We start from the raw sequence: 6518 nt of genomic DNA, 5'->3' as shown, positions 1-6518 counted from the left end.
TCGCTTGTTTCCATTCGATCGCCTTCCCCATGAAGAGGAAGGCCTTTCAGGGACCAAAGGGTGGTACCCACTATCACCCACGATGTTTCCATTCGATCGCCTTCCCCATGAAGAGGAAGGTTACGACACCCTCCGTTGGGGTGAAACACCCCATATCATCTTGTTTCCATTCGATCGCCTTCCCCATGAAGAGGAAGGCTTWTCAGGGACCAAAGGGTGGTACCCACTATCCMGACTGGGGTTTCCATTCGATCGCCTTCCCCATGAAGAGGAAGGACATCCCAGCCGACAATATCGTGAAGGCCAATATTGAGATGTTTCCATTCGATCGCCTTCCCCATGAAGAGGAAGGTTWCCTACAGTTTGTCGATTCGGCAACAGGCAAAGAAGTAGGTTTCCATTCGATCGCCTTCCCCATGAAGAGGAAGGAGTACCCCTATACTAGCCGCTCCCTGAGCGAACTGCAACCCCCTATTCCGAGGGATCCCCGTTGCAAGCAAGCAATGTTTTTTATACGACATAGTATAAAATCTTCAAAGCCGCTTCCTGAGGGACTCCGAGGGATCCAACGCATCAATGGGGTATCCAAGCCATTCGGCAGATCCCTCGGAGCTTGCGGCATACTCTAAACAAGGGTGGAGTCGCGAATCTAATCTGCTGTTTCGCTACCGAAAAGCTAATGGAAGGAGTACTCAGAGCTAGGCAGAGCAGCCTATGGCAACTTCTTGCCAAAGTGTTACAGCAGGCAAAACTAGCTGTGGCTAGCCTCCATCCACTCGAAAATGCGATCCAACTGCTCAAGGCTGACTAGGCCATACTGCCACAGTACCACTGGCAACAGGTTGACTTTCTCATCGCACTGCTTGAGGCCAAAGTTAATGGCAGAGGTGGGCAGTGCCATCTCCCGCTGCAGAAAATCAATAAGCTGTGTCCAACGTGGCTTTTTCATAATGTCTATTAAGTACCACATTCCTCTCTATGCTAAGGAGGAATCTGAGAAAATGCAACATTTCGTTACAAATGCATTGTAGAATGTTACACGTTGCTGAGTACTGTCGCCAGCCCCAAGGCCGTCTTGGCTCTTGGATGCTAGTGTGATGGAACCATCAAGGAAGCGCATCCCCCAACAGGAGGATTTTAAGGGGCGATCGCGCGGCCTTCAGCATCTTCTAGGACAAAGCCAGCATCGGCAATCATCTGCCAGTCTTGATGGGGTGCCTGCCCCGCCGTTGTTAAATAGTCCCCCACAAAGATGGAGTTAGCGGCATACAGGCCAAGGGGCTGTAGGGAGCGTAGGTGCACCTCGCGACCCCCGGCAATGCGAATCTCTTGGTGAGGCAACAAAAAGCGAAAAAGTGTAAGAATTCGTAAACATTGACGCGGCGTGAGATGATCGTGTGCCGCAAAGGGGGTACCGGCAATGGGGATTAAGAAATTCACCGGCACACTGGTAACCTCCATCTGCCGCAGAGCAAGGGCTAAATCTATCACATCCTCATCGGATTCCCCCATACCGAGGATGCCGCCGGAGCAGGTGGTAATCCCCGCTGCCTTAATATGGTTGAGGGTCTGGGCGCGATCGCCAAAGGTATGGGTGGTACAAATCTCGCTGTGGTAGTTCGGTGAGGTGTTCAGGTTATGGTTCACCCGGTCCACCCCCGCTGCGGCTAACTGCTGGGTTTGGGTTGCCGAGAGTAAGCCTAAACAGGCGCAAATTTTGAGATCGTAGCGTTCCTTTACCGCTTTTACTGCCGCAAGTACCTGCTCAAAGACTTTTTCGCTGGGCGATCGCCCCGAAATGACCATGCAAAAGGTGCCCGCCTTCAGTGCCGCCGCCCGCTCAGCCGCCGCCAAAATCTTTTCTTGGGAGAGCAGAGGATACTTTTCAATCTCAGCGGTGGAGATTTTAGATTGGGAGCAGTAGTGGCAATCTTCGGGACACAGGCCACTCTGGGCATTCAGCAGGTAGTGAAGCCGCACCCGGTTGCCCCAATAGTAATGCCGCACCCGATAGGCCGCTGCCAATTGCGCCAGTAGCTCCGTATCAGGGGCACGCAGAACGGCGCGGGCTTGATCACGGCTGAGAAGGTCACCCGCAAGGGCAAGATCTGCCATGGCTTGCCAACGATCGGTGAGGGGTACGGCTGCAGTCATCGTCATCCTCTAGCTACGTAAGGTTACGGCGTATTTCTCAACTAGGCTGTCGCGGAGTTTTTGGTGGAGTTCATTCACTTCGGCCTCGGTGAGGGTGCGATCCGGGGCACGGTAGGTCAGCCGAAACGCTAGGCTGCGCTGTCCTGGCGGAACCCCAACCCCAGCATATTCATCAAACAGTTCCACCGACTCTAGGAGCGAGGAGCGTCCACCTGCGGCTTTCCACAGGGTACGGCGGAGTTCGCCAACGGTGAGATCCGCAGGGGCAAAAAAGGCTAGATCGCGATCGCTGGCGGGATAGGTAGAAAACGGTTGGAAGGTTTCATGGCCGAAGCGATCGACCAGCGGTGCGAGCAGTACCTCTAGTTCCAGTTCAAATACATAGACCGCATGGGGTAGCTCTAACGTTGCGGCAAACTGGGGATGCAATTGACCAAAAAAGCCCAAGTGCTCACCATTTAGGGATAGAGACGCTGTGCGTCCGGGGTGTAGCCGCTCATCGCGGCGATCGCTCTGGTACTCAACCACCAAGCCAAACCGCTGAAATACACTTTCGAGAATACCCTTGGCTTCAAACCACGACAGAGGTTGGGGCTGTTGGGAGCGCCGCACCCACTTGCCCTGCCACGGATCGCCACCAATGATTCCCCCTAGGCGATCGCTCTCCCAGAGACCCTCTTCCCCTTGGCCAAAGACGCGACCCACCTCAAACCCGTTCAGGGGGGGATTGCCTTGCTCATGGTTATAGCGAAAGGCCTGTACCAATCCGGTTATTAAATCGCTACGCAGGCAGGAAAACTCAGCCACCAATGGATTTACAACGGTCACCTGATGGGGGTGAGTGCCCTTAACCCACGAGTAGTGCATCAGTTCCGTTAAGCCAGCGCCGCGAAAGGCGGCTCGTAGATCCCGCAGCAGCAGCAGATCCAGCGGTAGTGCGCCCAACTGTGATTGCGGCGGCAAGGTTTCCTCAAAACGATCGTAGCCGTACAGCCGCGCAACTTCTTCGATGAGATCCACCTCCCGCTCAATATCCCGAAACCGGTAGGGGGGCACGGTCACTGACCACACCACAGATTCGTCCTCTGGCGAGGGCTGCCGCCTCAGCGTAAAGCCCAAGGCGCTGAGCAGGGCTTCCACGGTTTCGGCGCTCAAGTCGTCGATCTCCGAGTTATCGGCGGTCAGCACCCCTCCCAAAAGGCGATGGACTTGCTCAAGGCGCAGGGTGAGGGTGCGATCAAGGGGCGGTCGCTGATCCAGCAGGGTGGTGAAGGTAACACGACCGTGGGCAAGCTCCTCTAACAGGGCGATCGCCTCGTTGCTGGCGGCCTCTAGCTCTGCTGGGTTGACACCGCGCTCGTACCGGGCAGAGGCTTCAGTGCGTAACCCTTGGGCACGGGCAGACCTGCGCACAACCGCACTGCTAAAGAGCGCCGCTTCCAGCAAAATCTGTTGCGTTCCCGCATGAACCTCTGTCTGTTGCCCCCCCATCACGCCTGCGAGGGCGATCGGCACGTCCCCAGCAGTAATCACGAGGTTCTCCACCGTGAGGCGGCGGGATTGACCATCAAGGGTTTGCAGGGTTTCCTCGGGGTGGGCTAAGCGCACGCCAACCGTGAGGGGGCTGTTGTGATCAATGGTTCGGAGGCGATCCCAATCAAAGGCATGGAGCGGCTGCCCCCACTTTAGAAGAATGTAGTTAGTAATATCCACCACATTGTTAATGGGGCGCAGACCAGCCGCTTCCAGCCGCTGCTGCAACCATGGGGGTGAGGGGGCGACCTGCACACCGCTCATCAGCACACCGCGATAGGCGGGGCACGCTAGCGGATCCGCAACACTGACGGTGAAGGGCGGTTTACTACGGGATTTTTTGGCCGGAGGTGCCGCAGGAATGGCCACCTTCAAGGGGGCACCCGTAAGGGCAGCCACTTCACGGGCAATCCCCACCATACTCAGGGCATCGGCACGGTTCGCTGTTGAGGTCAAATGCAAAATCACATCGTCAAGCCCTAACAGAGGGCGCACATCTGCCCCTACGGTCACTGGCTCGCTAAAGGTATGGATTCCTGCAGATTCCTTGGCTAACCCCAATTCGGCTAAGGAGCAGATCATGCCTTGAGACAACACCCCGCGCAGTTTGGCCGGACGAATCTTGAGGTCGATTTTGGCAAGGTAAGCGCCCGGTACCGCCACCGGCACGTACAGCCCTGCTGCCGCATTAGGAGCACCACAGACGATGGTACTGGGTTCCCCCTGCCCCACATCCACTTGGCACACTCGCAGCTTTTGGGCATTGGGGTGAGGGTCGCACTGCAAAATATGACCGACCACAACTCCCTCAGCCCACGTGCGGCGATCTTCAATCTCTTCAACTTCAAACCCCGCCATCGTCAGGCGATCGCCAAGGGTTGTGGCCTCCAGATCCGTTGAGACTAGTTCCCGTAACCAGCGAAGGGAAACGCGCATGGAATCCTCAAAAACTCATACGATGCCATAGTCCAGCCTAGCGTCAGGGGCAACCTCGCACAAGCCGTTGGCTCACATCGGGTAGGGCTGGAAGCCCCGTACTTCAGTGCGGGGAGGAAAGCTCCTTTAGCAACTTCAGWTGCCTTAGGTTATAATTGTACTGCGGACACCAGAAACGGTTGTTTAAGGCACTGGTAACGGTCGATTGGGGGTGTTGTAAACCACCCCAGAGGCTCGTGGTTGGCTTGCTAACTGCAGGGCTACTAAAAGCTCCCTGCTTTAGCTGGGAGTAGTTTACTGCTTATTTCTCCTGAAGGCCATGGCTTATGGGGCTACTCTAAGAATGATCCTTGTTAACTCAGGACTGACTTGCGCCTCCCATGGTATGAATTTTAAGGAAATTTGTTCCTTGGGGAGTTTGGGCAGGGAGACCCGCCATGATCAAAATTTTCTCCCCTGTGGCGGCTATGCCACGTTCTTGGAGCTGGGCTTCGGCAGTGGCAATCATGCCTTCAAAGGTCAGGGGCAAGGTGTCAAGCAAAATCGGTTTGACCCCCCAGAGTAAGTTCATCCAGTGATAGACCCGTGGGCGATCGGTAAAGGCTACAATAATGCACTTAACGCGCTCACCAGAAGCAATTGTGGCGGTGTATCCGGTTTCCGTAAAGCAGGCGATCGCCTTCAACTCCAAAATATTATCAATCGTAGATAGCGCCTCACCTAGGGCATGGGTTTCATCATTGCGGTAGGCGGGCATATTTTCAAAATTTAACTGAGGTTCCACATCCGCAGCAATGCGCGCTAGCATCTGGACGGCGCGCACCGGAAACGCTCCCACGGCCGACTCCCCTGAGAGCATCACTGCATCGGTACCATCCAAAATGGCATTGGCAACATCACTGACTTCGGCACGGGTCGGACGGGGGTTGTGGATCATACTCTCCAGCATTTGCGTGGCAGTAATGACGGGAATAGAGCGGTAGTTACACTCACGGATAATTTGTTTTTGCAGCAGCGGTACTTTTTCCACCCGCATTTCCACCCCCAGATCACCGCGAGCCACCATAATGGCATCGGCAACCCCCAAAATCGCCGTTAGGTTTTCTACGGCTTGAGGCTTTTCAATTTTAGCCAAGATGGGCATATCACTGGCACCATGAGCCGCCAAGAATTCCCGCAATTCCCACAAATCTTCTGCACGGCGCACAAAACTAAGGGAAATAATATCTACCCCTTGGGCAATACCAAAGAGAATATCCTGCCGATCTTTTTCCGTTAGGGATGGCAACCGCAGGTTTAAGTCGGGTAAATTGACCCCTTTGCGACTTTTGAGGGTACCGCCCTGCACCACCCGACAGGTTACTACCTTTTCGGCAACGGCTTCCACCACTAATTCCATTAACCCATCATCGAGCAGCACCTGCATTCCGGGCTGAGCTTCTTCAGCAAGGTAGGGGTAGTCAATCCCAATGCCGCTGGTGCTCTCCGTTGCTTCTGCTAAGGGCAATAAATTAACCTGCGCCCCTTCCACCAGTTCAACAGAGCCGGATGGTAGCTGTCCGACCCGAATTTTGGGGCCTTGCAGATCTTGGAGCAGCGTTAGGGGGGTTGCCTGCTCATTCGCCACCTGCCGCAGTAGGGTAATAGTTTCGGCATGATCGCGATAATCGCCATGGGAGAAGTTCAGCCGCGCTACACTCATCCCCGCCGCGAGCAGTTGCGCGATGATGTCGCGGGAGCGGCTGGCAGGTCCGATGGTGGCGACAATTTTTGTCCGACGAAAAGCGAAGGTCATGGAAGCAACCTGCAAAACTTACTACTCACTATAGGGGGAGACCTTTAGCCCGCAGGGTAACCTAGACTGCACCTTGCCTTAAATTTTTGCTAAACATCCG

Annotated in this window: 4 protein-coding genes and 1 CRISPR repeat array; all 4 genes read right to left on the bottom strand. The window is 55.1% G+C overall.

What is annotated here, in order from left to right:
* Positions 1-6 precede the first annotated feature (6 nt).
* Positions 7-429: direct repeats of the CRISPR family, unit length 36 nt; unit sequence GTTTCCATTCGATCGCCTTCCCCATGAAGAGGAAGG.
* A gap of 322 nt (positions 430-751) precedes the next feature.
* The 4 genes from L5470_RS06445 to pyk all read right to left on the bottom strand — a co-directional run bounded on the left by L5470_RS06445 (position 752) and on the right by pyk (position 6418).
* Positions 752-949, bottom strand: a complete 198-nt coding sequence (locus tag L5470_RS06445) for a DUF2949 domain-containing protein (protein WP_448514794.1) — start codon at positions 947-949, stop codon at positions 752-754.
* 188 nt (positions 950-1137) lie between these two features.
* Positions 1138-2154, bottom strand: coding sequence for a biotin synthase BioB (bioB, locus tag L5470_RS06440; protein WP_198405994.1), 1017 nt, complete (start codon positions 2152-2154; stop codon positions 1138-1140).
* 9 nt (positions 2155-2163) lie between these two features.
* Complete coding sequence (pheT, locus tag L5470_RS06435) at positions 2164-4623, bottom strand: phenylalanine--tRNA ligase subunit beta (RefSeq protein ID WP_499498911.1); 2460 nt, start codon at positions 4621-4623, stop codon at positions 2164-2166.
* Positions 4624-4981: 358 nt separating this feature from the next.
* Complete coding sequence (gene pyk, locus L5470_RS06430; RefSeq protein WP_499498909.1) at positions 4982-6418, bottom strand: pyruvate kinase; 1437 nt, start codon at positions 6416-6418, stop codon at positions 4982-4984.
* Positions 6419-6518: the final 100 nt, after the last annotated feature.

This window comes from Synechococcus sp. PCC 6717 (assembly GCF_022698185.1).
GTDB classification, from domain to species: Bacteria; Cyanobacteriota; Cyanobacteriia; order Thermosynechococcales; family Thermosynechococcaceae; genus Thermosynechococcus; species Thermosynechococcus lividus.
This window is presented reverse-complemented; position numbering and strand designations above follow the sequence as displayed.

What these genes read in the sequence shown, in the direction of transcription:
- L5470_RS06445 (WP_448514794.1), bottom strand. Translation starts at nt 949, where the DNA reads ATGAAAAAGCCACGTTGGACACAGCTTATTGATTTTCTGCAGCGGGAG.
- bioB (WP_198405994.1), bottom strand. Translation starts at nt 2,154, where the DNA reads ATGACTGCAGCCGTACCCCTCACCGATCGTTGGCAAGCCATGGCAGAT.
- pheT (WP_499498911.1), bottom strand. Translation starts at nt 4,623, where the DNA reads ATGCGCGTTTCCCTTCGCTGGTTACGGGAACTAGTCTCAACGGATCTG.
- pyk (WP_499498909.1), bottom strand. Translation starts at nt 6,418, where the DNA reads ATGACCTTCGCTTTTCGTCGGACAAAAATTGTCGCCACCATCGGACCT.